The organism is Cyanobacteria bacterium QS_8_64_29, assembly GCA_003022125.1.
Classification (GTDB): domain Bacteria; phylum Cyanobacteriota; class Cyanobacteriia; order Cyanobacteriales; family Rubidibacteraceae; genus QS-8-64-29.
This window is the reverse complement of the sequence record PXQH01000011.1, coordinates 13,192-37,440: the sequence shown is the minus strand read 5'-3', so window position 1 is coordinate 37,440 and position 24,249 is coordinate 13,192. Positions and strand designations below refer to the sequence as shown.

24 protein-coding genes and 2 pseudogenes are annotated in these 24,249 nt (G+C 64.9%); 8 read left to right on the top strand and 18 right to left on the bottom strand.

Annotation, left to right across the window (positions count from 1 at the left end; translation table 11 throughout):
* Nucleotides 1–190 precede the first annotated feature (190 nt).
* Nucleotides 191–415, top strand: a complete 225-nt coding sequence (locus BRC58_02815; GenBank protein PSP18814.1) for a hypothetical protein — start codon at nucleotides 191–193, stop codon at nucleotides 413–415.
* A gap of 40 nt (nucleotides 416–455) precedes the next feature.
* On the opposite strand, the pseudogene BRC58_02810 reads toward BRC58_02815, so the two are convergent.
* From BRC58_02810 to speB, 6 genes and pseudogenes are all read right to left on the bottom strand, one after another.
* A pseudogene (locus BRC58_02810) lies at nucleotides 456–572 on the bottom strand (IS5/IS1182 family transposase).
* 140 nt (nucleotides 573–712) lie between these two features.
* The gene (locus BRC58_02805) at nucleotides 713–2,098 is read right to left on the bottom strand and encodes an aldehyde dehydrogenase family protein (protein ID PSP18813.1); all 1,386 of its coding nucleotides are present in this window, start codon (nucleotides 2,096–2,098) and stop codon (nucleotides 713–715) included.
* The gene (locus BRC58_02800) at nucleotides 2,098–3,237 is read right to left on the bottom strand and encodes a hybrid sensor histidine kinase/response regulator (GenBank protein PSP18812.1); all 1,140 of its coding nucleotides are present in this window, start codon (nucleotides 3,235–3,237) and stop codon (nucleotides 2,098–2,100) included. Before BRC58_02800 ends, BRC58_02805 begins: the two co-directional genes overlap by 1 nt.
* 58 nt (nucleotides 3,238–3,295) lie before the next feature.
* Nucleotides 3,296–3,844, bottom strand: a complete 549-nt coding sequence (locus tag BRC58_02795) for a ribosome recycling factor (GenBank protein PSP18811.1) — start codon at nucleotides 3,842–3,844, stop codon at nucleotides 3,296–3,298.
* Nucleotides 3,841–4,554, bottom strand: a complete 714-nt coding sequence (locus BRC58_02790) for a UMP kinase (protein ID PSP18810.1) — start codon at nucleotides 4,552–4,554, stop codon at nucleotides 3,841–3,843. Before BRC58_02790 ends, BRC58_02795 begins: the two co-directional genes overlap by 4 nt.
* A gap of 94 nt (nucleotides 4,555–4,648) precedes the next feature.
* Complete coding sequence (gene speB, locus BRC58_02785; GenBank protein PSP18818.1) at nucleotides 4,649–5,518, bottom strand: agmatinase; 870 nt, start codon at nucleotides 5,516–5,518, stop codon at nucleotides 4,649–4,651.
* Nucleotides 5,519–5,631: 113 nt separating this feature from the next.
* On the opposite strand from speB, the gene BRC58_02780 reads away from it, so the two are divergent.
* On the top strand, nucleotides 5,632–6,534 hold the full coding sequence (locus tag BRC58_02780; GenBank protein ID PSP18809.1) for an alpha/beta hydrolase: 903 nt from the start codon (nucleotides 5,632–5,634) through the stop codon (nucleotides 6,532–6,534).
* Here the strand turns inward: BRC58_02780 and BRC58_02775 are convergent.
* A complete protein-coding gene (locus BRC58_02775) occupies nucleotides 6,488–7,951 on the bottom strand; it encodes a LytR family transcriptional regulator (protein ID PSP18808.1) in 1,464 nt (487 codons plus the stop codon). The two genes, BRC58_02780 and BRC58_02775, sit on opposite strands and share 47 nt — an antisense overlap.
* A gap of 285 nt (nucleotides 7,952–8,236) precedes the next feature.
* Here BRC58_02775 and BRC58_02770 point away from each other — a divergent pair, with 285 nt between their 5' ends.
* Together BRC58_02770 and BRC58_02765 are read left to right on the top strand one after the other, a co-directional pair.
* A complete protein-coding gene (locus BRC58_02770) occupies nucleotides 8,237–8,527 on the top strand; it encodes a hypothetical protein (protein ID PSP18807.1) in 291 nt (96 codons plus the stop codon).
* Nucleotides 8,528–8,577: 50 nt separating this feature from the next.
* On the top strand, nucleotides 8,578–9,111 hold the full coding sequence (locus BRC58_02765; GenBank protein PSP18806.1) for a molybdenum cofactor guanylyltransferase: 534 nt from the start codon (nucleotides 8,578–8,580) through the stop codon (nucleotides 9,109–9,111).
* On the opposite strand, the gene bioF is transcribed toward BRC58_02765, so the two are convergent.
* Together bioF and BRC58_02755 are read right to left on the bottom strand one after the other, a co-directional pair.
* Nucleotides 9,108–10,286 (bottom strand): 8-amino-7-oxononanoate synthase, encoded by a 1,179-nt coding sequence (gene bioF / locus BRC58_02760; protein ID PSP18805.1) that lies wholly within the window; start codon nucleotides 10,284–10,286, stop codon nucleotides 9,108–9,110. The genes BRC58_02765 and bioF overlap by 4 nt on opposite strands.
* A gap of 1 nt (nucleotide 10,287) precedes the next feature.
* Nucleotides 10,288–10,665 (bottom strand): DUF1823 domain-containing protein, encoded by a 378-nt coding sequence (locus BRC58_02755; protein ID PSP18804.1) that lies wholly within the window; start codon nucleotides 10,663–10,665, stop codon nucleotides 10,288–10,290.
* 30 nt (nucleotides 10,666–10,695) lie between these two features.
* Between BRC58_02755 and BRC58_02750 the strand changes: the two are divergent.
* Nucleotides 10,696–11,552 (top strand): annotated as a pseudogene (locus BRC58_02750) (hypothetical protein).
* A gap of 42 nt (nucleotides 11,553–11,594) precedes the next feature.
* On the opposite strand, the gene BRC58_02745 reads toward BRC58_02750, so the two are convergent.
* Nucleotides 11,595–12,557 (bottom strand): apocytochrome f, encoded by a 963-nt coding sequence (locus tag BRC58_02745; protein PSP18803.1) that lies wholly within the window; start codon nucleotides 12,555–12,557, stop codon nucleotides 11,595–11,597.
* A 45-nt stretch (nucleotides 12,558–12,602) separates the two neighbouring features.
* The gene (locus BRC58_02740; GenBank protein PSP18802.1) at nucleotides 12,603–13,145 is read right to left on the bottom strand and encodes a cytochrome b6-f complex iron-sulfur subunit; all 543 of its coding nucleotides are present in this window, start codon (nucleotides 13,143–13,145) and stop codon (nucleotides 12,603–12,605) included.
* Nucleotides 13,146–13,356: 211 nt separating this feature from the next.
* On the opposite strand from BRC58_02740, the gene BRC58_02735 reads away from it, so the two are divergent.
* Complete coding sequence (locus tag BRC58_02735; protein PSP18801.1) at nucleotides 13,357–13,683, top strand: DUF3067 domain-containing protein; 327 nt, start codon at nucleotides 13,357–13,359, stop codon at nucleotides 13,681–13,683.
* Here BRC58_02735 and tatC read toward each other — a convergent pair.
* Nucleotides 13,680–14,441, bottom strand: a complete 762-nt coding sequence (gene tatC, locus BRC58_02730) for a twin-arginine translocase subunit TatC (GenBank protein ID PSP18800.1) — start codon at nucleotides 14,439–14,441, stop codon at nucleotides 13,680–13,682. The two genes, BRC58_02735 and tatC, sit on opposite strands and share 4 nt — an antisense overlap.
* Nucleotides 14,442–14,504: 63 nt before the next feature.
* Nucleotides 14,505–16,649 carry a tail length tape measure protein gene (locus tag BRC58_02725; protein ID PSP18799.1) on the bottom strand — a complete coding sequence of 715 codons (2,145 nt, stop codon included), beginning with the start codon at nucleotides 16,647–16,649 and terminating at the stop codon, nucleotides 14,505–14,507.
* A gap of 128 nt (nucleotides 16,650–16,777) precedes the next feature.
* Between BRC58_02725 and BRC58_02720 the strand changes: the two genes are divergently transcribed.
* Nucleotides 16,778–18,280 (top strand): leucyl aminopeptidase, encoded by a 1,503-nt coding sequence (locus tag BRC58_02720; GenBank protein ID PSP18817.1) that lies wholly within the window; start codon nucleotides 16,778–16,780, stop codon nucleotides 18,278–18,280.
* A 49-nt stretch (nucleotides 18,281–18,329) separates the two neighbouring features.
* Here the strand turns inward: BRC58_02720 and BRC58_02715 are convergent, their stop codons facing one another.
* From BRC58_02715 to BRC58_02700, 4 genes are all read right to left on the bottom strand, one after another.
* Entirely contained in the window at nucleotides 18,330–18,932 is a 603-nt protein-coding gene (locus BRC58_02715; GenBank protein ID PSP18798.1) for a hypothetical protein, read from the bottom strand.
* 114 nt (nucleotides 18,933–19,046) lie between these two features.
* Nucleotides 19,047–20,093 carry a TIGR00730 family Rossman fold protein gene (locus BRC58_02710; GenBank protein ID PSP18797.1) on the bottom strand — a complete coding sequence of 349 codons (1,047 nt, stop codon included), beginning with the start codon at nucleotides 20,091–20,093 and terminating at the stop codon, nucleotides 19,047–19,049.
* A gap of 99 nt (nucleotides 20,094–20,192) precedes the next feature.
* Nucleotides 20,193–20,516: a thiol reductase thioredoxin gene (locus BRC58_02705; protein PSP18796.1), complete on the bottom strand. Its 324-nt coding sequence runs from the start codon at nucleotides 20,514–20,516 to the stop codon at nucleotides 20,193–20,195.
* 308 nt (nucleotides 20,517–20,824) lie between these two features.
* A complete protein-coding gene (locus BRC58_02700; GenBank protein ID PSP18795.1) occupies nucleotides 20,825–23,434 on the bottom strand; it encodes a TIGR03960 family radical SAM protein in 2,610 nt (869 codons plus the stop codon).
* Nucleotides 23,435–23,648: 214 nt separating this feature from the next.
* Between BRC58_02700 and BRC58_02695 the strand changes: the two genes are divergently transcribed.
* A complete protein-coding gene (locus BRC58_02695) occupies nucleotides 23,649–23,843 on the top strand; it encodes a hypothetical protein (GenBank protein PSP18794.1) in 195 nt (64 codons plus the stop codon).
* Here the strand turns inward: BRC58_02695 and BRC58_02690 are convergent.
* Entirely contained in the window at nucleotides 23,840–24,235 is a 396-nt protein-coding gene (locus BRC58_02690; protein PSP18793.1) for a hypothetical protein, read from the bottom strand. The two genes, BRC58_02695 and BRC58_02690, sit on opposite strands and share 4 nt — an antisense overlap.
* Nucleotides 24,236–24,249 lie beyond the last annotated feature (14 nt).

Sequence of the window (24,249 nt, the reverse complement as noted above, 5' to 3'; positions counted from 1 at the left end):
GCTTGGCGATCCAAGTTTACCTGATCGCCAATCCGTGTCAAAAAGTGATACAGGATTTGAATCGACAAAAGAAGCGGCTCCAGGAAATATAAAACCACACCCTTATCCTGCTGAGGGTGAACAGTTACCATACGGGGCCGAGATACCTTAAGAGGGTGTTTTAAAAGTCCGGGAGCTTCCATGGCGTAGGCTGTCCGACCGAAGCCAAAGGAAGATAAACCATGGAAGCTACCACCCCAGCCTATCCCACGCGGCTGAGCGACGCGCAGTGGGCGATGCTCGCAGCCTACTTCGCCGCCGATGCCCCGTTGCGTTGGGGTGGCCTCGCAAAACCAACCTGCGAGCCGCGATCGAGGCCATTCTGTACGTCCTGCGGGCCGGCTGGCGCATGCTGCCGTCGGACTTTCCGCCTTGACAGACATTGTGGGCCAGTTGCTGCAATTCCGTTGCCATGACTCCCAGATGCCGGCTTGACCCCAACGGTTGGCGACTGTGGGCCAGGGACCGTAGCAACAGGGAAGCTCACGCCAAGGTGACCCAGTGCGCAGGATCCAGAAGATGCCATTGAGAATGCGGCGGTGGTCGTGGGTCGGTCGTCCGGTATTCGGCTAGGGCATCAGTGGCTGGGAGCAGTTCCACTCCCATCGGATAGGTCAAATTCGCTCATGCGGCCCACTGTAGGCCGCTCTGCCTACTTTGCGAACGCGCCTAGCTAGCTGCCCCAACGCAGCAGCCACCGCAAGGCGCCGAGCTTGCCCCGGTAGGGCGGATAGCGCAGCTTGATATCCGGCCACAACGGCCGGCGGACCACGCTGCGGCGGTGCGAGAACGTCTCGAAGCTGGCCCGGCCGTGATAGCTCCCCATGCCGCTGGCCCCCACGCCGCCAAAGGGCAAATGCGGCGACAGAAACTGCACGATGGTGTCGTTAAAGCAAGTGCTGCCTGCCGCGGTTTCTTGCAGCACGCGGCGCCGGACGGTGGCATCCTGCGAGAAGGCATAGAGCGCCAGCGGTTTGGGCCGCGCCGCGATCGCCGCCAGGGCGTCATCCAGGGTTTCGTAGCGCAGCACCGGCAGAATGGGGCCAAAGATCTCCTCTTGCATGACGGCGTCATCCCAGCTAACGCCCTCCAGGATGGTGGGGGCGATGTAGCGCTGGTCGGGATCGGTTTCGCCGCCCGCCGCGACCTGGCCCGGCTCGATCAGCGCCCGCAGCCGCTCGAAGTGCCGGTCGTTGATGATGCGCGCGTAGTCTGGGCTCTGGGCCGGGTCTTCGCCGTAGAAGGTGCGCAGGCAATCCCGCATGGCTGCGATTAGCTCGCTGGCAATGGCCCGGTGCGCCAGGACGTAGTCGGGCGCAATGCAGGTTTGGCCGGCATTGATGAACTTGCCCCAGGCGATGCGCCGGGCGGCGTCGTTGAGCCGAATCTGGCGATCAACCAAGCAGGGGCTTTTGCCCCCCAACTCCAAGGTCACGGGGATCAGCCGCTCGGCGGCCGCACGCATCACCTCCCGCCCGATTGCGGCGCTCCCGGTGAAAAAGATGTGGTCCAGCGGCTGGGCCAGCAGCTGCTGCGTCGTTTCCTTATCGCCTTCCACCGCGCGCACCAAGGCCGGATCGAAGGTGGCAGCGATCAGCTCGCTCACCGCGCGCGCGGCGTGGGGAGCCACCTCAGAGGGTTTGACCAGGGCGCAGTTGCCGGCCGCGATCGCGCCGATCAGCGGCACCAGCGCCAGCTGTACCGGATAGTTCCAAGGGCTGACGATGGCCACCACGCCCAGTGGCTCGCTGACGGTGTAGGAGCGCGCCGGCAGCAGCGGCAGCGGCGTGGGCGCCGGCTGCGGGCGGGCCCAGCGCCGCAGGTGCTTGCGCGCGCAGTCGATCTCTTGCAGGCAGTAGCTCACCTCGCCCGCGACCGTCTCTAGCGGGGGGCGCCGGCAGTCCTGCCACAGCGCCTGGGTGAAGGCTGCCTCGCGCGCGGCGATCGCCTGGCGCAGCTGTTGCAACTGGGCCTGACGGAACGCCAGCGGCCGCGTTTGCCCGCTGGCGAAAAACTGGCGCTGCTGCGCTACCCAATCCGGGATCGCTGTTGCCGCCATTAGGAACGCGCGTTGGATTGCGGCTGGGCCGGCAGCTTGAGCGTAAAGGTGCTTCCCTCGCCCACCTGCGAGCGCAAGGTGATCGTGCCGCCGTGCTGCTGGGCAATGCGCTGGGACAGGTGCAGTCCCAGCCCGCTGCCGGCTTGGCCGTGCTGCCCCTGGCGAAAGCGCTCGAACAGCGTCTGCTGCTCCTGGGGCGAGATGCCGCGGCCGGTGTCTGCCACCTCAACTGCCAGCCAGGGCCGGCCGTCCTTCCCGTACGGCAGCGACTGCAAGCGCACCGCCACCCAGCCGGCATCGGTGAATTTGATGGCGTTGTCGACCAAGTTGGCCAGCACCCGGCGCAGCTCGACGCGATCGGCACTCACGATGGCAGCCTCACCCGCGTCCAGCTCGCGGTGGAGTGCGAGCCCGCGCTCGCGCGCCAGCGGCTCCAGCTCCTGCAGCACCTCACCCAGCAGGGCGCGCAGGTCCACGCGGGTAAAGTCGTAGGTTTTGCGCCCGGCTTCGTGGCGGTAGACCTCCAGCAACGTATTGACCATATCGAGCATGCTGCGGTTGCTGCTGGCCATGGTGTCAACGGCCTCGCGCATGGACTCGTTGAGCTCGCCAAAGGCCCCCTGCTGGAACAGCGACAGCATCCGGTCCGCCGCCACCAGCGGCGTGCGCAGATCGTGGGTCAGGCGCGAGACAAAGTCGGCGCGCTGGCGGGCGATTTCGTCGCGCTCGTCCACGCTGTGCTTGAGGCGCAGCAGCGAGCGCACCCGCGCCAGCAACTCATCGACATCGAGCGGCTTGCGCAAAAAGTCGTCGGCGCCGCTATCCAGGCCTTGGGCGGCATTGGGTCGATCGTAGGCGGTCACCAGCAAAATGGGCACAAACGGCAAATTGGGGTTGGCCCGAATGCGCCGGGTAACCTCGAACCCGTCGAGCTCGGGCATCATGACATCCAGCAGCAGCAGCGAGGGCGGCGCTCGCTCGACGCTGGCTAGCGCTTGCCAGCCGCTCTCGGCCAGCGACACGGCGTAGCCTTCGGCCTCCAAAATGCTCTGCACCAGCAGCCGGCTGTCGGGCGAGTCATCGACCGCCAGCACGCGATCGCGGCCGGATCGGGCAGGGGCGGAAGCAGTCTGCGACATAAACGCCAGTCTCGCCGCCAGCTCGCACGCGCAGCACTGGCGGGGGGTCGGGCAGCGCTCAAACGGTGGTGATGTCGTCCTCTTTGGCTTTGAGCAGCTCGTCGATTTTGCCCACGCTCTGGTCCGTCAGCTTCTGCACCTGCTCCTGCAGGTCTTGGGACTCGTCCTCGGAGAGCTCGCCGTTCTTTTGCTGCTTGCGGATGGCATCAATGGCATCGCGGCGGATGTTGCGCACCGAGACCCGGCCTTCTTCGGCAATTTTGCCGGCGACTTTGACCAGCTCCTGGCGCCGCTCGCTGGTCAGCGGCGGGATGTTGAGCCGAATGACGTTGCCATCGTTGTTGGGCGTTAGCCCAATATCGGACATGGCGATGGCCTTTTCGATTTGGGCGATGCTGTTTTTATCGAACGGCTGGATGGTGATCGTCGTGGCATCGGGGGTGCTGACGTTGGCCAGCGACTTGAGCGGCGTTTCGACGCCGTAGTACTCCACCGTGACGCGATCGAGCAGGGCGGGATTGGCACGCCCAGTGCGCAGCGTATTGAAATCGCGCTGCGTCGCGTCGATGGCCTTTTGCATTCGGTCTCGGACGTCGTCGAGATTCATTCGCTACCTCCCACGATGGTGCCGATCGATTCGCCTTGGATGGCGCGGACGATGTTGCCGCGCACCGAGAGATCGAAAACCAGGATTGGAATGTCGTTTTCTTTGCACAGCGCGACGGCGGTGCCATCCATCACGCGCAGGTCTTGGGTGAGCACGCGCCCGAACGACAAGTGCTGGTAGCGCTGCGCTTGCGGGTTGTGGTGCGGGTCGCAATCGTAGATGCCATCTACCTGGGTGGCTTTAAAAATGGCTTCCGCGTCAATCTCGGCGGCCCGCAGGGCCGCCGTGGTATCGGTGGAGAAAAACGGATTGCCCGATCCAGCGCCAAAGATGACGGCACGCCCTTTTTCCAAGTGCCGGATGGCACGCCGGCGGATGTAGGGCTCGGCCACCTGCTGCATGGTGATGGCGGTCTGCACGCGCGAGGGCACCTCGATGCGCTCGAGTGCGTCCTGCAACGTTAGGGCATTCATGACCGTGGCGATCATGCCGATGTAGTCCGCCGTCGCCCGGTCCATGCCGCCGGCAGCCCCCTTGAGCCCGCGAAAGATGTTGCCACCGCCCACCACCACCGCAAGCTGCACCCCAGTGGCCAGGACATCGGCAATTTCGCGGGCGATGTTGGCCACCACCTCCGGATCGGTGCCGTAGCTGCGCTCGCCCATTAGGGCTTCGCCGCTAAGCTTGAGCAAAATGCGCCGGTAACTCATCCCCGATCGCCGCCACGCCCGCGTGTCGCTAACCCCCAAATAACATAGCAGCTCGGTGCGCGCTCTCGGAACGAAATTGCACCGGCGGGGGCCCCTACCAGCCCCGCTGCCAGGCGCCGTAGCCCAGCAGCTTGTAGGCTAGCTTGGCCGCACTAAACTGCGAAACCACTGAATCGGCCACTGGGGCGAGTTCCATGATGTCGCTGCCGATGACCGTGTGGCGCTCGAAGGTGCGCCGCAGAAAGTGCAGCAGCGGGTACCAGGCCAAACCGCCCGGTTCCGGCGTCCCCACCCCCGGCATCAGCCCCGGGTCGAGCCCGTCGAGGTCGATGGTGATAAACACCCGCTCGGTCTCGATGCTGGCGAGCGCGCGCTCGATCCAGCCCGTTCCGGCCGCCGCATCGCGCGCCCAGACTACCGGCAGCTGCTGCCGGGCGATCCGCTGGGCCTCCTCGCGGCAGAGGCTGCGGATGCCCACGGGCAGGATGGGCAAGCCCAGCTCCTGAACCCGCCGCATGACGCAGGCATGGTTGTGGGGCGAGCCTTCGTAGCGATCGCGCAAGTCAGCGTGGGCGTCAATTTGCACCACCGTAAACGGCTCGCGCCAGTACTGGCGGTACCCCTGCAGCAACCCCGCAGTCACGCTGTGCTCGCCGCCAACGGTTACCCCAAAGGCCACCGTTGCAGCAAGCTGGGCCCCAGCCTCGCGGATCGCGGGCATGGCGTCCGCCGGTGCCATGGCAGTGGCGCGGGTATCGGCCACGGGGGCGCAAGTGTGAATGCCCAACTCCCAGCTCACCTCGCGCTCGAGTTCCAGGTCGTAGGCCTCCAGCTCGTCGGAGGCAGCCAGCAAGGCTTCGGGGCCGCCCCGGCAGCCCGGGCGGTAGGTGGTGGTGGCCTCGTAGGGAACGGGCAGGACCCTCAGGGGGGCCGTGGCCCCGGCACCACCCCCTTCGTGGGCCATAAAAGCCGGGAGCGCGGGGGCAGCGCGATGGGGTGGGGTCATGGTCGGTAGCAGCCGGCGGGGGACTGGGCCTTAGCCTAAGATGGCAGTATCCCACGCTGGCAGCCTCCCCTATGGATGATTCGGCTGTTGTGACGGCCATGCCGCCGGTTAGCGCGTGGCAGTGGCGCGGCCACCGCATTGCGTACCGCGCCTGCGGCGATCGCGGGCCGCCAGCGGTCCTGGTCCACGGCTTTGGGGCCTGCTCGGGTCACTGGCGCCACAACCTCGCCGAGCTCGGGCGCGACTGCCGGTGCTACGCCATCGATTTGCTCGGCTTTGGGGCATCCGCCAAGCCACCACCTAGTCCTACAGTTAGCTACACCTTCGAGACTTGGGGCCAGCAGGTGGCCGATTTTTGCCGCGAGGTCGTGAGCGAGCCCGCGTTTTTGGTGGGTAACTCCATTGGCTGCATTGCGGCCATGCAGGCTGCTGTAACTCATCCGGAGCGGGTATTGGGAGTGGCGGCCATCAACTTTTCGCTGCGGCGGCTGCACGAGTGCAAGCGCGGCAACCTGCCCTGGTACCGGCGCTGGAGCGCGCCGCTGGCGCAACAGTTGCTGAGCGTCGGCCCCATCGGTCGGGCGTTTTTTCGCCGCCTCGCCCGGCCTGGAACCGTCCGCCGCATCTTGCAGCAGGCTTACCCGCAGGCCGAGGCCGTAACGGACGAGCTAGTGGCGCTGCTGCTCGAGCCGGCCCGCGATCCGGGAGCTGCCGAGGTCTTTATTGCCTTTGTCAATTATTCCGGGGGACCACTACCGGAGGAGCTGCTGCCCGAGCTCGCCTGCCCGGCGCTGGTGCTGTGGGGCACTGCCGATCCCTGGGAACCGGTTGAGCTGGGCCGCCAGGCCGCCGACTGGTCCACCGTAGAGCGCTTTGTCCCGCTGCCCGGGTTGGGCCACTGTCCCCACGATGAAGTCCCTGAGCGGGTTAACCCGCTGTTGCGGGACTGGTTGCTGGCGCACTGGCATCGCTAGCCTCAGGTGCCGAGGGCAGCACGCGCTGCCGCTGCAGCCAGTCTTGACCCATGCGCACGGTGATATCAGCGTTGAGCGGTCCCGTGCTCTGGACGCGCACCGTTCCCATCCCTAGGGACTCGCGAACGGCTCGGGCGGCCCGTTCGTTGCCCTGCTGGACCAGGATGCGCGTTCGGGACGGTACGCGGTCCCAGCCATCGTCGAGATAGCTCTGGCGGTAGCCCTGCCGCTGCAGCGCGCGCTTGAGCGCGATCGCGGCTTGGGCTTGCTCCGCCCCGTTTTGGATGGCCACGCGCACGTTAGCCGGCTCGGGAGCCTCCTCCTCGCTGGAGGCGGCCCGTGGGGCATCGAAGTAGCGGGCCATTAGGGCTGGAATTTTCGACTCGTCCGGGATCCAATAGCTGATTGAGGTCTCGCCCGAATCGCTCTGAACCGTCCCCGAACCAACGCGGCCGGGCAGCATGACCATCTGCACGTCGCTGGTGTCGGTCTTGGTGGCAAAACCGGCAAGCGCAATCATCTCCTCAACGCTCAGGTTGGTATCCACGTGCGCGCGGACGGCCGAGACGATCTGGGGCGCCCGCACCAAGGTGGTCGGATTTAGGGCCTTGTCGAGGATGGCGCGCAGCAGGATCTGCTGGCGCTGGATCCGGCCGATGTCGCCTTTGCCATCGTGGCGGAATCGCAGGAACTGCAAAGCTTTATCGCCATCCAGATGCTGCTTGCCCTGTTCCAGATCGATGCGCAGGTCCTGGCTGCGGTCGGTGTAGTGCATGTCTTTGGGGACATAGACCGTAACTCCACCCAGCGCATCGACCAAAGTCTCGACGCCCTGCAGGTTGAGGCGCACGTAGCGATCGATGGCCACACCCCCAAGCAAATCGCGCACCTCGCGGGCTGCTAGCGCTGCACCGCCTTCGGCATTGGCCGCGTTGATTTTGGCTGTTCCCAGTCCTTCAATGCGGGTGCGCGTATCGCGCGGTACCGACAGTAGCGTCAGTTCGTCCGAGCCTGGCTCAAAGCGCGCCAGCAGGATGGTGTCCGTGTTGCCGCCAAATTCATTGCTGCGCTCCGGCGAGCGTTTGGCAATGGGCGTATCGGCTTTGGTTCCCAGAATCAGAACGTTGATGGGACGCGTTAGCCCCGGCAGCTGCAAGCTTGGGGTATCAACCGGATCGCGCTCGTCAAACGCAATGCGCTCGGCCCGCTGCGCTAGCTGCGCCGGGCGTAGCGGCTGCGCCGAGAGCGAGAGTGCCAGCAGGGCACCGCCCATGGCAGATAGGGCGGCAACGCCCAACAGGCCCGTTCCCACCCAAAACCGGCGCTTCCAGAGGGAGGCAGGCTTGCGCTTGTTGGGGGTAGGTTTGGACGAGCGCGTTTGCCGCTGTCGCTTCTGGGCGATCTTTTTGGCAGTCACAGCCTTCCTCACACCTTCACCCTAGGTTGGGGCCAACAAGGCGGCCCCATCGGCCGAGCCGCTAGCTGGCTGGCAGACCGCGGTCGACCGGAATATCCTAGAGGCCAGCATGGCAAAAACTAACCCGCAGTGTAGCAATTGTCGATAGCACGCCCGTCAGCACGGAGGCAGGCAGTCTCCTGCAGGAGTGGCGTCATGAAAGTTCAAACTTGTTGCTAGCCGATTGCAATAACTTGCTGAGATCCCAGCACTTCCGAACGAGCTAGCCCGATTCGGATCCAGGTCATGTCCGCCCAACCCTTCGCCCAACGCGCGATCGCGCTCTTTCTGCAACGCCAGCGTTGGCCCTTCCGCAACCTGCTGGCACACTGCCAGCTGAGCTTGCGCGGGACGGAGTTGGTCGTTACCTGTCCCGATGCCCACGCGCGCCATGCCCTGTGGTTGCGGCGCCACAAAATCGCGGCCTCGGCCCCCAACTTGGGCGTGACAGCCATTCGCTTCAGGCAGTCACCCCAGCGCCCGCACCTGGCCGGTTCGCCCGAGCCGGACTCGGATGAGTGGGCGGCGGAGTCGTGACGGCCCCGGCGGTGACGGCAATCGTGCTGGCTGGCGGCCAGAACTCTCGCATGGGGCGCGACAAAGCTCTTGTCACCTTGGGCGGGATACCGCTACTGGCGCGCGTTTGCCAGGCGGCGATCGCGGCGGGGGCGGCACCGGTTCGGATCGTGACGCCCCGGCCAGCGCGCTACCGCCACCGAGCGCCAACCGAGTGCACCTTCTGCTGCGAGCGCGATCGGGGGCAGGGCCCGCTCGCAGGGCTCGTTGCGGGCCTCGAGCGAACTGAGACCCAGTGGGCGCTCGTGCTGGCTTGCGATCTGGCAGGCATCAACGCGGCTGAGCTCCAGCATTGGATGGCCCAGCTACCGAAGGAGGCAGACGGGACAGTGGCGCAGCTACCGTTCCGTTCCGCTCGGTGGGAGCCGCTGTGCGGCTTTTATAAGCGCGATTGCCTGCCCTCGCTACGCGCTCACCTGCGTTCCGGGCAGCGCTCGCTGCAAGACTGGCTGGCGCAGCAACCCGTCGGGACGCTGACCGTAAGCGATCCCCAAGCACTTTGGAACTGCAACGCGCCTGCCGATCTGGCTGCCCGGGGAGCCTAGCTGCTTGCCTCGGCCTCGAGCGCGGCGGCCGCGCGCTGTAGGTGTTCGCGCTGGTGGGTTGCCATCACCGAGAAGCGAATGCGGCTGGTGGGCACAGTGGGCGGGCGCACCGCCGGTGCAAAGACGCCGGCCGCCTCGAGCTGCTGCGCCAGCGTTAGGGCCCGGGCCGGGCTCGCCGCTTGCAGGCAAACGATGGGCGTTTGCGAGGGCAGCAGGGCATGCCCTGAGAGCTGCTGCTTGAGCGCATCGGCATTCGCCCAAAGCCACTCGCGGCGCTGCGGTTCCTCGCGCACCAGCCGTAGCGCTTCCCGGGCTGCTGCCGCATCGGCTGGCGATAGGCCGGTGGTGTAGATCCAGCTCGGGGTACGGTTGCGCAGGTAGTCGATGAGGGCGGCCGAGCCGGCGACATAGCCCCCCAGGCTGCCCAGGGCCTTGCTGAGCGTTCCCACTTGCACCATGGGGCGATGGCCGCAGCCCCAGGCCTCGACGCAGCCTGCCCCAGTTGCCCCCAGAACGCCAGTGGCGTGGGCTTCATCGACCAACACCATGCACCCGGCCGATTCGGCCAAATCCAGCAGTTGCGGCAGCGGGCACAGATCGCCGTCCATGCTGAAGGCACTATCCGTGGCAATGAGGCAGTGGCGGTAGTGCGGGCGCTCGCGTGCTAGCTGCGCTTGCAGATCCCCCAGGTCGCAGTGGGCGTACTCGCGGGTGCAAGCGCCGCTGGCGGCAGCCCCAGTTTTGAGGCTGGCGTGATTGTAGCGATCGCCTAGGACCAGGTCGCGCGGGCCCACCAAGGCCGCAATCGTCCCCAAATTGGCCAAGTATCCCGAGCTAAAAACCAAGGCATCGTCAGTGCCTTTGAGGGTTGCAAGGGCCGTCTCGAGCTCGCGATGGAGCGCGCGATGGCCGCTGAGCAAGCGCGAGCCCGTGCTACCGGTGCCCAGCTCGCGCGCTGCCTGCGCCGCTGCCTCAATAAGGCGCGGATCGCCGGCCAGCCCCAGATAATCGTTGCTGCCCAAGTTCACCAGCGAGCGGCCGTTGCGCTCGATGACGGCGCCCGGCCGGCTGCGGATGGGCGTTACCGAGCGGTACCAGTTGGCCCGATGGAGGGTTGCCAGCGCGCGCTCGATCCAGGCGTAGGGATCGCGCGCTTGAGGGGTGGGAGGCGTCACCTCACGCCAGCCTGCCGGTCTGCCGCATGTAATGTAGCAGCCAATTGGCAGCCGTGGCGCGGCGGGTCTCGCGCGGGCCGAACTCGCCGATCTTGTAGCCCTTAAAGCCCAGTCGTTCCTTCAGCAGCTGCTTGTCGGGCTTGGGAATCGAGCGCGTGAGCTTAACGGTGGCGCGACGGCTGGCGATAAAGTCCGGCGGTTGCGGGTACGCCGCTTGCCAGTCGGGGTGGGCGCCGCTACTGTCCCACTGCTGGGCTGCCGCATCGTAGCGATAGCCCAAGCAAGCCCAAGCCAGCCGATTGACCGTGCCATCGGCCAGCTCGTCGTTGAGAATTGCCCAGATGGTCTCGGTGGTGAGCGGCGGCAGCTCGGTTGCCATCGCTGGCGGCGGCTATCTTCAGCGATCGCCATGGTAAAGCCACCGCGCTGGCAGCTGGGCCTGGTTCTGGGGTTGGGGGTTGCGGGTATATCGGCCTCTGCCATTTGGATCCGGTGGGCCTTGGCAGCCGCCACCGGTGAGGTATGGGCGCTGAGCGCATTCCTGGCGGCGGCGCGCTTGCAAGTCGCGACCGTACTGCTGCTGCCATTGAGCCTCCCCCTGCCAGCGCTGGCCGCCCGCGGCTGGCGCTACGCGGTGGCAGCCGGCTTGGCCCTGGCGCTGCACTTTGTCAGCTGGATCGCCTCGCTAGCGCTCACCTCCATTGCCGCTTCCACGGCGCTGGTGACGACCCACCCGCTGTGGGTCGCGCTGGCCGCCCAGCTGGTATGGGGCCAGCGGGCACGCTGCTAGCTACCGCCGGCTGCGGCCTCATTGCTTGGGGGGATACTGCCTACGGAGGCGCGACCCGTCACTCGCTGCTAGGCGATGGGCTGGCGCTGGTTGGGGCCATGGCAGCCGGAACCTATTTTGCCCTGGGCCGGGCTGCCCGAGGGGCCGGGTTGGACACGCGCAGCTACGCCACGGTGGCCTATGCCACGGCTGCCATCGTGCTGGCGCCGCTACCGCCGGTTTTGGGGATGGGCTACTGGCCCCATCCGCCAGTGGTTTACGGTTGCATCCTGCTGCTGGCGCTCGGGTCGCAGCTGCTGGGCCACACCAGTTTCAACTGGGCGCTGCGCTGGTTGCCGCCAATGACCGTGACGTTGGTGACCTTGCTCGAGCCAGTCGGGGCTACGCTGCTGGGAGCGCTCCTTTTGGGCGAGATCCCAACCGGATGGGGGCTGGGCGGTTGCGCGCTGCTGCTGGTGGGCCTGGAGATCGCGCTGGGGCAGGCGGCCTGCCCCGCCCGAGCTAGCTCGCAAGGGTCGCTAAAGGTCCATCTCGGCAGCTTGCATGCGCTCGACCTGCCGCTTTTTGAGGATCAAAAAGATCTGGGCGAGAGCAATCAGGCCCAGAAAGCCCATCAGCCACTTGATGCGGGTGGGGTCCTGCAGCACGATCTCGGTTTCTTCCTGACCGAAACCGCCCACGTTGGGATCTTCAGTGAGGGCATCGCCGGCTTCCACCGCATCGCCCTCGGTCACGATGGGCTCGGGACCGGCGGGGATGGTATCGGTGGTGGGCTCGCCCGCTTGCGGTTGGATGGTGACCTCGTAACCGCCCGCCTCGCGCTCGGCGATCGCGGCGATCGTGCCGCTAGCCGAGGCCTTCTGGACGGCGTTATTGCTGCGGCTCCCATCAGGATAGAGCTGGCCGCGCCCGCGATTGGCCCCAAGATAAACGGGGAATTTGCCGTAGTAGCGGTCTTCGCTGGCCTCGGGATCGGGCGAGAGCACCGGGAAGGCGATCTCCTGGTGCTCTTTGCCCGACAGCGGCCCGACCAAGACAATGTTGGGCTTGTCCGCGCTGTAGGGCTGGAAGAAGACGTCGCCCACTTCCTCTTGCATGGCTTCGGGGATGCGCTCCTCCGGCGCAATTTCAAAGCCCTCGGGCAGCATCAGCACCGCGCCAACGTTGAGCTCGCCGCGCGAGCCGTCGGCCATGACCTGCTGCAGCTCAGTGTCGTAGGGGATCTCGACGACGGCTTTGAACACTGAATCCGGCGTTACCGACTGGGGGACGGCAACCTCGGCTTCCTTCTGGGCCAAGTGGCAGTTGGCACAGACGATTCGCCCTGTATCCTCGCGCGGCGTCTCGGGGGCAGTCTGCTGGGCCCAGAACGGATAAGCAGCTGCCGGTTGCGGGGTTAGGCCGGCGCCGGCGACCCACACTGCGGCGGCAGCGAGCGCCACCAGCGCAACTTTGGCCATGGGAAAAACTACTGCTCTCATCGGATCGTCCCGTGCGCGCTACTCGAAACCGCCTGCCGGCGGTCCCTAGGTCCACCAGGGGGCTTGGCCCGTGCGAAAGTCCGTCTCTTCCCAGGGCGTATAAACGATTTGGTTGCCTTCAGTGACCTCGGTATTGACCAGGGCCAGCGACTTGGGGGCCGGGCCGCGCACGACTTTACCGGTGGCGTCGTACTGCGACCCGTGGCAGGGGCAGACGAATTTGTTTTGGCTGCCGTCCCAGGGCACGATGCAGCCCAGGTGCGTGCAGACAGCATTGAGGCCGTAGCTAGCGATGCTCTCGTCTTCGGTGATCATGACGTAGGTGGGATCGCCATCAATGCCTTGGGTGAGGACGCGATCGCCGGGATCGTGTTCGGCCGCTACGTTGCCGGCATCAATTGGTTTGCCCAGCTTGTCTTTGGCAACGACGCCCTCGCCTTCGCCGCCAGCCGAGGGCGGAATGAAATAGCGAACCACGGGATAGAGCGCGCCTAGGGCAACGCCCGTTACCGTGCCGAACGCCATAACGTTCATAAACTGGCGGCGGCCCATGTTAGGCGCGTTAGCGGAATCGGATGCTTGAGCCATGGTTTTGTGCTTGAGCTTGGCTGCGTCACGCTAGCTGCTCGGGATCGCCCAGCTCGGGCAAGCAGCCTGGCCGATAGCGGCCCGGGGACGGACTCGCTGGATTTGTATTATTGCAGACAGGGGCTGCCCGCTGGCGCTGGGATGGCTGAAAGCGCAGGATGGACCCGCACGCGAGCGATTGTAACGTTCCGCTAGCTAGGAGGATGCGATCGTGACCGGGCAGGAGCTCCAGCAATTGCTGCTCGATAAGTGGGGGCGCTCCTACGACATCCGGCTGCGGCGCACGCCGGCGCGCATCTTCGTCCAAATCATGTGGCGCTATCTGGAACAGGCCTCGTTTCCGCTCGACGAGACCGAGTACCGCGCGCACCTAGCCGAGCTAGCGCGCTACCTCGACGGCATGGGGGCCACTGCCCAGGTCCGCGAGGCCATCCGGCAAACGCGCCGGCGGCCGCGCGTCGGTCGGGCCGTCAGCATCCCCATTGAGCTGGGAGAGCGGGCCTCAGAATGGCTCGTCGAGCCAGATTCCCCCAGCTAGCGTTCCAGCGCTTTCACCAAGCCAATGCCGCTAAAGTAGAGGCCCAAAACGGCGCCTGCCAGCAGCGATTGCGTCAGCGGATCTGTGGAAGGGGTCAAGATGGCCCCCAATACCACAGCCCCAAAGACCACATAGCGCCACCCGGACAGCATCTGCCGCGAGCCGGCGATGCCCAACAGCCCCAGTAGCGTTTGAATGATAGGGATCTGGAAGGCCAATCCCGTGCTAAACATCAGCAGCAGAACGAAGCGAAAGTACTTGTCAATCGACCACTGCTGCTCGACAATGCCTTCCCCGTAGCTAATGAAAAAGTTGAGCGCCGCCGGTACCAGGGCAAAGTAGGAAAACGCCAGACCGGCCGCAAACAAGACCGTCGAGCCCAACACCACTGGCCCCACCAAGCGCCGCTCGCGCCGCGTTAGCCCGGGCAGGACGAACAGTAAAACCTGATAAATAATAAAAGGCGTTGCCACCAGCAAGCCGCTGTAGCCAGCAACTTTGAGCGAGACGAAAAAATACTCGCCCGGCGCGAGCTGGAGGAACTTGACGCCCTGGGCAGGCTGCTCCAGCAGCTCAACGATGGGATCGACCCCCAGAAAGCACCCCACAATGCCGATGGCGACGGCGATGAGGGCATAAAAAATGCGCCGCCGCAGCTCTTCCAGGTGCTCGAATAGCGACATCTCGGTGTCTTCCGGGACAACATCGAGATGGCTGTCGCGCTCGGCTTGGGGTTCGAGTTCTGGTTGAGGCGGCATCGGACCCTGCCTTTAGAAGCTGCCGCCCATTGTATCCAGCGGTTTGGCTGCCCGGCGCCTCGCTCAAGGCGGCGAACCGGCTACCTCGCGCATGCTGGGATCGTACAGGCGCAGGTAGTTCCAGTAATTGCCAAAGACCGCCTTGACGTAGTTTCGGGTCTCATCAAACGGAATTTGGGCCACAAAGGCATCCGGGTCGTTGGGATCGCGCTGCTCGAGCCAGTCGTTGACGTTGCCGACCCCAGCGTTGTAGCTGGCCACCATCAACAGGGCATTGCCCTCGTAGCGCCCATGCAGGCGGGCCAAGTACCAACTCCCCAGTCGGAGGCTGTCTTGGGGATCGCGCAGATCGTAATCGCTCAAGCCCAAGCGCTCGGCGGCTCGCGATGCCGTGCTGGGAATGAGCTGCATGAGACCGATGGCTCCAGCTGAGGAGCCCATGTCGGGCTCGAAGCGCGACTCCCGGCGGATGATGGCCGTCACCAGCAGCGGGTCGAGGCGGTACTGCTGGGCCTGTTGCGCAATCGCCTCGTAATAGGGCAACGGGAACAGCGCGTGCCAGTACTTGGGTTGCTGCCGCAGGGCCTGCCATTGCTGGTGGGCCTGCTTGCCGTCGCGCTGCTGGAGCGTCCAGATTCGGTTGAGGCCTTGGAGGTAGTCCCCGCGTGCAATGCGCAGCAGGCCCTCGGTGAATTGCTCGCGCACGGTCAGCTCGCTCGCGCTGCCGTTAGCAACGCGCCAAGCTGCCCAGGCGCGCTCGTCCTGGCCCAGGCGGTAGAGCTCTTCCACTGCATCGGATCCCGCTGGCAAGCCTGGTCGCTGCTGGGGGCGCTGCACCGAGCGCTCGGCACTGCGCAGCTGGCGAAAGTCACCCACCTTGCGGCCCAACAGGCTGGCCGAGCGCCAGGCATAGTAGGAGGCGGTGTGGGCGCGCAGCACGCGTTGGAAGGCCTCGCGGGCAGTGCCGTCCTGCCCGAGCTGCGCTGCCCATTTGCCCCGCCAGAAAGCGGCGCGGGGCGCCAGCGAGCTGTCGGCATTGTCACGCGCGATCACGGCAGCCTGCTGCATGGCGGCTTCGAGGTGGCCGGCCTCGGCTTGCTGCTGGGCGAGGTGCCAGCGGTACTGGGCGGCCGGCTCCGAGTGCGGGTGCTCGGCTAGCAAGCGCTCGCGGTGGTATTGCGCCGAGTGCCGGCTCACCGACGCCAGCAGTTGGGCTTTGGTCGCTCGCGCCTGCGGGGCCTTGTCGGGAAAGTTGTGGATGGCCCGGTTGAAGTAGTGCAGGGCCTGCCCGCGATCGGCCATCTCCGCCAGGCGCAGCAGGGCCGATCCGGCCTCAGGGGCTTGGGGAAACTCGCGCAGCAGGCGCTCGTAGGCCTCGGCCGCCGAAATCCGCTGGTTGCTGAGCTGGTAGCCGCGCCCGCGCCGGTAGAGATGGGCTGGGATCTCGGCGGCGCGCGCGTAGGCGCGGGCCGCTTTGCCGTAGGCGCGCTCGTCCCAATAGCCGGCCGCGATCGCGGCCCAATCTTGGGAGTCCAGGCCCTCGGGCGCGAGCGCCATGAGCCGGTCGCGCGCTTCGCTGGCGCGCTCGGGTTGGGGAGCAAATCGGGCGATTGCGAGCCACAAGGGGGCCGGATCCGCTACTTGCTCTGACTCCGAATCCAGCAGCTGGCGCGCCATCTCCACGCTGCTGGGATGGCTCGGGAACTGGGTGACGCCGCGCTGCCAGTAGCGGGGATCCTGCCAGCCCAACCAATCCAGCGCGCGCGCGGCAACGGGCGCCTCGGGATAACGCTCGAGCAACTGGCGCAGCTGATCGCGGCTGCGCTCGAGCTCGCCAGCCAGCAGGTAGGCATGCGCCCGATCAAAGGCAATTTGGGGCGCCAATAACGAGTAGCGCTCGGCGAGGCCATCCAGCCACTTCAGGGCGCGCTCGCCTTGGTTTTGCGCGATCGCATCCGCTGCCAGCAGCGAGCGCGCGCGCAACCGCGCGCGCTCGCTGCCCTGGCGGGCAATGGCTTGCAGCTGGCTGGCCCGCTGCTGCGGCGATTGCGATACCAGCGCCAGGACGGGCGAGTCGCGCTCGGCCGGTTGTTGGCGATCGCCGCCAAACGGGAGCTGCACCAGCCAGGCCGTTGCCACCAGCAGGATCGCGCCCGCCAAGCGCCACCTCAGGCGATGGGAGAAACGGCGTTTGCGTGCCCAGCGCATGGCCCCTTGGCAGTCAACATTACTCGATGGTAGCGCTGCACCCGGGCAGGCGCGTCCGGGGCAGCGGCCGCAATACACTGGTCTCAGGAGCGCACGCGCAGCAAGGAGGCACCATGCAGGCGACTGCCATGACCGTTACCGACACGACCAGCCTGGGGGTACAGTTCAAAGCCACCCAGACAGCACCGCTGGCGTGGACGGGCGATGCACTGGCAATCGGGCTGTGCGAGGGGAGCGTCGAGCTCACCGGCGAGCTGGCCGAGCTCAACGACAAGCTGGCCGGCGTGCTAAAAGAGCTGATCGACGAAACGGAGTTTGCCGGCAAATCGGGCAGTACCGCCGTGACGCGGGTGGGCGGTGGCAGCCCCATTCGCAAAATCGTGCTGGTGGGGCTGGGCCCGGCCGAGGAGCTAACTCAAGATACCGTTCGGGTCGCTGCGGCGAGCGTAGCGCGCTCGGCCAAACAAGAGCGCTGCCGGACGTTAGCGGTGAGCCTGCCTGTCGCCCATGGCGATGCCGCAGCGACGGCGCAGGCGATCGTTGAAGGCACGATCTTGGCGCTGCATCAAGATAACCGCTTCAAATCCGAACCCGAGGACAGCCAGCTCAAGCTCGAGACAGTCGAGCTGCTGGGTCTAGGCGGCCAAGAAGCAGCCATCGCCCGAGGCGAGAAGGTTTGCTCGGGCACGATTTTGGCGCGCGAGCTGGTATCCGCCCCGGCCAATACCGTTACGCCGGTGACCCTGGCCGAGCTGGCAGAGTCGCTAGCAACCGACTACGGGCTCGAGATCGAGATTCTGGAGCGCGACGAGTGCGAAAAGCGCGGGATGGGCGCTTTTCTGGGCGTCGCTCAAGCCTCGGACCTGCCGCCCAAATTCATCCATTTGACCTACCGGCCGGAAGGGACGCCGCGGCGCCGCTTGGCGGTCATTGGCAAGGGCTTGACTTTCGATTCGGGTGGGCTCAACCTCAAGCCCACCGGTAGCGGCATCGAGACCATGAAGATGGACATGGGCGGGGCAGCTGCCACCTTCGGCACGGCCAAGGCGATCGCTCAGCTCAAGCCGGACGTTGAAGTCCATTTCATTAGCGCCGTCACCGAGAACATGATCAGCGGCCGCGCCATGCGGCCGGGCGACATTCTCAAAGCCTCCAACGGCAAAACCATTGAGGTCAACAACACGGACGCGGAAGGGCGGCTCACCCTAGCCGATGCCTTGGTCTTTACCGAAAAGTTAGGCTTGGACGCCATGGTGGATGTGGCGACCCTGACTGGGGCCTGCCTGATCGCGCTCGGCAACCGCATTGCCGGTTTGTGGAGCCCCGAGGAGTGGCTGGCGGACGAGCTCAAGCAAGGCGCCGAGCGCAGTGGGGAACAGCTCTGGCAAATGCCGCTCGAGTCCAAATACTTCGAGCTGCTCAAATCCCCCATCGCCGATATGAAAAATGCCGGATCGCGCCCGGCAGGGTCCATCACGGCAGCCCTGTTTCTGCAGCAGTTTGTCGAGCAAACCCCCTGGGCCCACATCGATATTGCCGGCACGGCCCTAATCGATAAAGAAGACGGGGTCAACAACGCCGGTGCAACCGGCATCCCCGTCCGAACGCTAGTTAACTGGATCCTGGCTTAGATCCAAGCGCGCTGCCCCCGAGGGTGGGTCCGGCAGCGCGCTTTTGACCCTACTCGGTGCTGTTGCCGCCCCCGTTGGTGCCGTTGCTTTGTTGCGAGCTGCCATCGGTTTGCGACCCCTCAGTCTCGGAAGGAGACGGTTCCGCAGAAGGTGACTCGGAGCCCGAAGAGCCCTGTTCGGCAATGCCGCGCAGCGAGTCGGCAATGCGATTGAGCGCCGATTCGTTGCTGTTAACGCCGCTGCCGATTTCTTGCAGGCGCTCTCGCATCGCCTGGAGGCGTTCTTGATTGGTTTGGAGTTGTTCTCTGAGTTGCTGAACCTGGCCGCCCGCCTCTTCGCCACTAGCGACGCTATCGGCCAATCGCGCTTGTTGCGTTTGCAACCGGTTGACCGACCAAGCCAAGGCACCGCCCAGGATCAGCACTGAGGCAATCGTAATGCCCATGAGCCAACCCACTTGCCCCCGCAGGTGATCGGTTTTGCGGTTTAGCCGATCGTCCTCCAGCATGGGCGTGACTTTGCGCTCGAGCACCCGGTCGACGGCGGCTTCCAGCTCGGAGTTGGGTTGACTGGATGGCGTGCTGCCGCTCGCTCCGGTTGGCTCGTTGCTCGAACCGGCTGGATTGGACGGATTGGGCGTGTTGGTACTCATATCGTTGTTAACCTTAGTTAGCAGGCCGAGCTATGCTAGCTTGGCTTGCTTATTATTTTACAGTCAAGCCAGTCAAACGGCCGCCAGCGGGCGGCCATCTGGAGCGAGCGTTCCTTATTTGCGCTCGGGATGGCTAGCGCTGGCAGTGGCAGCTCCCAAGCGATTGAGCTCGCGAATCAAGCCGTACAGGCGGCCCAGATCTCGTTGGTTGAAGTGCAGGGTCAGGCGCGGTAGCGACGCGGTGGCATCGCGCGCTTCTTGGGGCAAGGCATTGCTTTTGGCAATCTTGCCGTCGACCAAAATGTCGCTGAACTCGGCATTGAGTTTGTCGGTATCGCGATCGCTCAGCGGCTGGTTGAGGCGAATGACCAACGTTTCGCCAACGTAGCGCGAGGAGTGATAGACGCGGTAGAAGTCTTGGATGGCCTTGCAGGCGCGCTCGGCGCTATCGACTACGGTAAAAATATCCGTGTCGTGGGGGCCAATCAGTTGGTTGGCAATTAGATGCTGGCGGAGGTAGTCGTTCCACGCTTGCCAGTAGGTGCCGCCCGGTTTGTCGATCAATACGATGGGGACCGGTCCCCCTTTGCCGGTTTGGCAGAGCGTCAAGCACTCAAAGGCTTCATCCTGGGTTCCAAACCCGCCCGGGAAAAAAACGATCGCATCGCTCTCCCGCATGAAAAATAGCTTGCGGGTAAAAAAATACTTGAAGTCGATGAGCTTGCTATCTCCCTCAATGCAGGCGTTGGCGCCTTGCTCGAACGGCAGCTGAATATTGAGCCCGAAGGAGTTGGCCCGTCCGGCCCCTTCGTTGCCCGCTTGCATGATGCCGCCGCCTGCGCCGGTGATGGTCATGAAGCCGTGCTGGCTCAGCAAGCGGGCTAGCTCGGCTGCCAGCCGGTACTCAGCGGTCTGCGGTGACAGCCGGGCCGAACCAAAAAAGCTGACCTTACGGATGTGGCGGTACGGCGCAAAGACTTGGAAACCCTGCTCCAAGTCCTCAAGCGCCGCTGTCAGAATCTTCCAATCCAGGCGGTCGACGTCCGTACCGGCAAGGCGGACGAGGACTTCCAGAGCTCGCCGGATCCACTTGCCGTTTTTGGCCTGCGAGAGCTGCTCGGCCCAACGGCCTAGATCGTCCGGTAGCAATTGCAATGCCAGATCCGAGCGAAGTCAAACGGTTAGCGCCCCGCTCCTGCCGGGCAGGCACCGCCAGCGCAGCCGGCCGACCGGAACGCATTGAGCTTGCGCCCTCGCGCTCTAGAGATACTTCTCTAGCGTATTGGCAAGCGTGGTTTTGGGAACGGCGCCAACGACCATATCGACGCGTTCGCCGTCCTTAAAGATCATCAGGGTGGGAATGCTGCGAATCCCGTACTGGCTGGCCACGTTGGGATTGTCGTCCGTGTTGATCTTGACGACTTTGATCTGCCCTTGGTATTGCTCGGCAATTTCATCGACTACCGGGGCAACCATGCGGCAAGGACCGCACCAGGGAGCCCAAAAATCAACCAGAACTGGAACTTCGCTCTCTAGAACTTCGTTTTGAAACGTCGTATCCGTGACTTCCGCAGTTGCTGCCATGCCCAGATATATTTATCGTTATTTTCAGTTATTCTACCACAGGTCGGCTTGAGCAGGCGGCGTACCGGTCCACCAGCTGCTTCAGGGGGCCCAATAGGAAACCGCCCGAACGCTGTTCGGGCGGCGTGTGGTGTGAGGAGTGAACGGAAACATGTGTCTCCGCTTCCTCCATTGTAAGCAACCGCAACCGAGCTGAGCGGGCCGCACGAGGGTAACTGGCAAAATACGCCAACAATCTGCAAATTGGCGCAATTTGGCCCATACCCATGCCACGCCCGCAGCTGCAAACGGGCGCAAACAGCGCCGCCCTAGCGCGCGGGGGCAGGCGTGCGCTCGGCAGCCAGCATGAGCTGCTCTCGGTGGGCGTGGCGTAGATAAAGGGTTTGCCCCGATTGTCGCTCGAGCATTTCGACGAGGTGCTCGGGCCGCAGCAGCGTTCCATCATTGCGGCAGCTACCGACATAGCGCAGGATGGCGGCGCCGGTTTCGGCCCGGCTGGCCGATTGGAGCTCGAGCTCATCGAGGCGCTCGCGCAGGTTTACCGTTTGCACCTTGCCGAATTTGGTTTGGCGCTGCCACCAAACGGCATCGCTAGCCAAAACGCTCTCAATCCAAGCGCGCCACTGCTCGGGCGAGCTCGGTTCGGCGACTTCGACCGTCACGCGGTACTCGGCCCGCTCGAGCGAGCTGGCTGCCGAGCCCTGCAGCTCGGTCTCGGTGGCACTGTAGAGCGGGATTTCGCTCGGGAGTTGCTCGGCGAGCTGCTGGCGGAAGGTCTCGGGATCCAGGCGCCGGGTGAGATCGAAATCGACGATCTCGCCGCTGCCGGTGGCGCCCAGCGGTAGGGCATTGGCAATTGCGATGCGCGGCGTGGGGTGGTAGCCGCCCGTAAAGGCGATCAGCAGGGCCGCGCGGCGGACGGCGCGATCGAACAGGCGCGCCAGGTCGAGGTGGCCGATGAGGGCCATCTCGCCATGCTTGCCAAAGCGCACCCGCAACCGCTGCGCGCGCGTCCGATCCGGCTGGAAGTGGCCTTGAAACTCGGGGATGGGCGGCGGCTCGGCAACCACGTTGTGACCGAAGTCGATGCCGCAGACGCCGCAGTGCGAGCAACCTGCGTAGGAGCAGTCGGGGACAGTGGTCGCCTCGAGCGCGCGCTGCAGCTCTGCTTTGAGCCAGTCTTTATCAATGCCGGTGTGGATGTGATCCCACGGCAGGGGCGCATCGAGGGCCTGCTGCGAGCTGGAACCGGCCATAACGTTCCATTCGCCCTGCTCGATCTGGCGGTACTGCCAGTCCAGGCCGGCCTCGGCGATCGCGCGCTCCCAGGCGCCAAAGGCTGCGTCCAGGTTCTCCCACCAGGCGTCCATGCCGGCGCCCAGCTCCCAAGCCTGACGGACGACGGCATTCAAGCGCCGGTCGCCGCGCCCGATGAAGTTTTCCATGGCCGAGAGGCGCACGTCGGTAAAGTTGGCCTTGACCCCCTTGATGCGCCCCAGCTCCTCGCGCAGCAGCGCCTGCTTGCGCTGGAATTCCCCGGTTGCCACGGTGTGCCACTGGAAGGGCGTGTGGGGTTTGGGCGTAAAGTTGGAGATGGTAACGTTAAAGGCCATGGGCTTGCGCCCGGGGGCCCGACACTCGCGCTTGAGCCAGCGAATCGTGTCGGCAATGCCGATGACATCAGCATCCGTCTCGCCCGGCAAGCCGATCATGAAGTAGAGCTTGACCTGATTCCAGCCGCGCTCATAAGCGGTTTTGATGCCGCGCAGCAGGTCCTCGTTGCTGAGGCCTTTATTAATGACATCGCGCAGGCGCTGGGTGCCGGCTTCAGGGGCAAACGTCAGGCCAGTTTGGCGCATCCCCCCAACCACATTGGCAATGCTGTCGTCAAAGCGATCCACGCGCTGGCTGGGCAGCGATAGCGAGATGTTGTCGTCTTTGAGGCGGTTTTTGACCTCGGTGCCCAGGGCCGGCAGCGAGAGGTAGTCGGAGCAGCTCAGCGACAGCAGCGAGAACTCGTTGTAGCCGGTCTCGCGCATGCCGCGCTCGATGGTATCAGCTACTTTCTGGGGCTCGACGTCCTTGGCCGGTCGGGTCAGCATGCCGGGCTGGCAGAAGCGGCAGCCGCGGGTGCACCCGCGCCGAATTTCGACGCTGAGGCGATCGTGCACGGTCTCGACATAAGGCACTAGCCCGATGGAGTACTCGGGCATGGGCGTGGCAACGCGCCGCACGATGCGCTCGGGCACATCCGAGCGCCGGGGCCGAACGGCGCCATCGGCGCCCCGCTCGTAGAACTGGGGCACGTACACCCCCGGTACTTGGGCCAGATCCAGCAGTAGCTCCTCGCGGGTCAGGCCGGCGGCTTTGCCGTCCTCGATGACAAAGCCAATCTCGGGCAACAGCTCTTCGCCATCGCCGATGGTGATGAAATCGAAGAAATCCGTGTAGGGCTCGGGATTGGACGTCGCCGTCTGACCGCCAGCAAAGACTAGCGGCCAATCGCCGGCCGCCCGCTCCTGCCAGGTTAGCGGCACCCCAGCCAGGTCGAGCATCTCGAGGATGTTGGTGGCCCCTAGCTCGTAGCTGAGGCTAAAGCCCATGACATCAAACTCCATCACGGGCCGGCGCGATTCCAGCGCAAACAGCGGCGTTTGGGTATCGCGCAGCTTTTGGGCCAGATCGGGGGCGGGCAGGTAGGCGCGATCGCAGAGGTGGCGCGGTTGCGCGTTGAGCACGTTGTAGAGAATGACGTGCCCCAGATTGGAGGCACCCACTTCGTACAGCTCGGGATAGGTCAGCACCCAGCGCACGCTGGCTTGTTCCCAAGGCTTGTGTTGGGCACCCCGTTCGTTACCTAGGTAGCGGCCGGGCTTGTCAATCTCGGCCGTTACCAACTCTTCAATCGCAACCGGCATAACCGAAGCGTGCTCTGCTGCTATCGCGACCGTTTTTTACAGTAGCTCAACGGCGGTGGGGCTGACACGCAGCGGCTGGAGGCGGCAGCCCAATCTGCTCCCCGAGATAGATCCGAGGCCCATTCGGGAGGTGGTAACGTCATGGGTTAATCCCGAACGATGCAGCCATTGTCCTGACTCGCAGACGGGACTGTGGGCTCAAGGAGGTACCCTCGTGACTGCCGTACCGGCCATCCGCCAGCTGGTGGAGCAAGCGATCGCTGCGCGCAAGCTCACCCCCGAGCTTGAGCGGAAAATCAACGCCGAACTCACGCGCCTGGGCCAGGTCCCGGATGGCGATCGCGAAGCGCTGGAGCTGCTGATGGCCGAGATGGATGCCGGGCGGATTCGGCTGGTTGCCAGCCGCTAGGCGGGGGGAAACGAATGCCGGTACGCGCGCCAAACTTGCTCGATGAATGCCCGCAGCTGCAATCGGGCGCGGCCATCGCCTGGCGAGGGTGACTCTAGCGCTGCCAAGCGGCTCATGAGCGGCAGCACTTCCGTATCGAGCGCGCCCCGAAACAGCGTTGCCGGCAAAATCAAATCTGTCGTTTGGCGCAAATCGTACAGGGTTGCTGCGCTTGGGACCTCGGCCGGCGGCAGCTCGTCGTGGGCTGGTAAAACGGCCAGCGCCATGGGACGCACCCAACACAGCGGCCGCGAGGGCACGGTTTGCACGACTTCGCTATAGAGCTGGTAACCGGCGTGAGCCAGAATGACCATCTGCTGCGGTTGAAAGCGTTGCTGCACGGTGGATGGCATGGCGTTGGCCCTCG

Coding starts and splice junctions, on each gene's coding strand:
- BRC58_02805 (PSP18813.1), bottom strand. CDS start 2,098: ATGGCGGCAACAGCGATCCCGGATTGGGTAGCGCAGCAGCGCCAGTTT.
- BRC58_02800 (PSP18812.1), bottom strand. CDS start 3,237: ATGTCGCAGACTGCTTCCGCCCCTGCCCGATCCGGCCGCGATCGCGTG.
- BRC58_02795 (PSP18811.1), bottom strand. CDS start 3,844: ATGAATCTCGACGACGTCCGAGACCGAATGCAAAAGGCCATCGACGCG.
- BRC58_02790 (PSP18810.1), bottom strand. CDS start 4,554: ATGAGTTACCGGCGCATTTTGCTCAAGCTTAGCGGCGAAGCCCTAATG.
- speB (PSP18818.1), bottom strand. CDS start 5,518: ATGGCCCACGAAGGGGGTGGTGCCGGGGCCACGGCCCCCCTGAGGGTC.
- BRC58_02780 (PSP18809.1), top strand. CDS start 5,632: ATGGATGATTCGGCTGTTGTGACGGCCATGCCGCCGGTTAGCGCGTGG.
- BRC58_02770 (PSP18807.1), top strand. CDS start 8,237: ATGTCCGCCCAACCCTTCGCCCAACGCGCGATCGCGCTCTTTCTGCAA.
- BRC58_02765 (PSP18806.1), top strand. CDS start 8,578: ATGGGGCGCGACAAAGCTCTTGTCACCTTGGGCGGGATACCGCTACTG.
- BRC58_02755 (PSP18804.1), bottom strand. CDS start 10,665: ATGGCAACCGAGCTGCCGCCGCTCACCACCGAGACCATCTGGGCAATT.
- BRC58_02745 (PSP18803.1), bottom strand. CDS start 12,557: ATGAGAGCAGTAGTTTTTCCCATGGCCAAAGTTGCGCTGGTGGCGCTC.
- BRC58_02740 (PSP18802.1), bottom strand. CDS start 13,145: ATGGCTCAAGCATCCGATTCCGCTAACGCGCCTAACATGGGCCGCCGC.
- tatC (PSP18800.1), bottom strand. CDS start 14,441: ATGCCGCCTCAACCAGAACTCGAACCCCAAGCCGAGCGCGACAGCCAT.
- BRC58_02725 (PSP18799.1), bottom strand. CDS start 16,649: ATGCGCTGGGCACGCAAACGCCGTTTCTCCCATCGCCTGAGGTGGCGC.
- BRC58_02720 (PSP18817.1), top strand. CDS start 16,778: ATGACCGTTACCGACACGACCAGCCTGGGGGTACAGTTCAAAGCCACC.
- BRC58_02715 (PSP18798.1), bottom strand. CDS start 18,932: ATGAGTACCAACACGCCCAATCCGTCCAATCCAGCCGGTTCGAGCAAC.
- BRC58_02705 (PSP18796.1), bottom strand. CDS start 20,516: ATGGCAGCAACTGCGGAAGTCACGGATACGACGTTTCAAAACGAAGTT.
- BRC58_02700 (PSP18795.1), bottom strand. CDS start 23,434: ATGCCGGTTGCGATTGAAGAGTTGGTAACGGCCGAGATTGACAAGCCC.
- BRC58_02690 (PSP18793.1), bottom strand. CDS start 24,235: ATGCCATCCACCGTGCAGCAACGCTTTCAACCGCAGCAGATGGTCATT.